The 738-nt window shown below is 50.5% G+C and carries 1 pseudogene; it reads left to right on the top strand.

Going from position 1 to position 738, the window contains the following annotated elements:
- A pseudogene (locus tag FPE01S_RS26085) lies at positions 1 to 738 on the top strand (gliding motility-associated C-terminal domain-containing protein); the annotation flags it as partial.

Genomic DNA, 738 nt, shown 5'->3' on the forward strand with positions numbered 1-738 from the left:
GCAGCGATACCTGCGATCTGTGCCGGCGATCCGATCAACCTGCTTACCACATCTACCAACGGCATTCCTGGTACATGGTCACCTGCCATTAACAATACAGCTACAACAACCTATACCTTCACACCAGCTGCTGGTCAGTGTGCTAATACCACTACACTGACCGTAACAGTGAACCAGCCGGTAACACCAACATTCGCCGCCATACCTGCGATTTGTGCCGGCGATCCGATCAACCTGCTTACTACGTCCACAAACGGCATAACTGGTACCTGGTCACCAGCCATTAACAATACCGCTACAACAACTTATACCTTTACACCGGCAGCAGGGCAGTGTGCGAATTCAACGACTTTAACAATAACCGTTAATCAACCGGTAACGCCAACCTTTGCCGCTATACCAGCAATCTGTGCTGGTGATCCAATCAACCTACTTACAACATCCACCAATGGTATTCCTGGTACATGGTCGCCTGCCATCAACAATACGGCCACAACAACCTATACTTTCACTCCAGCAGCCGGACAGTGTGCCAATACAACGACTTTAACCGTAACCGTTAACCAGCCGGTAACGCCAACTTTTGCAGCCATACCAGCGATCTGTGCCGGTGATCCGATCAACCTGCTTGCTACGTCCACAAACGGCATAACTGGTGCCTGGTCACCTGCCATTAACAATACGGCCACAACAACCTATACTTTCACTCCAGCAGCCGGACAGTGCGCTAACACCACT

The organism is Flavihumibacter petaseus NBRC 106054 (genome assembly GCF_000974785.1).
Classification (GTDB): domain Bacteria; phylum Bacteroidota; class Bacteroidia; order Chitinophagales; family Chitinophagaceae; genus Flavihumibacter; species Flavihumibacter petaseus.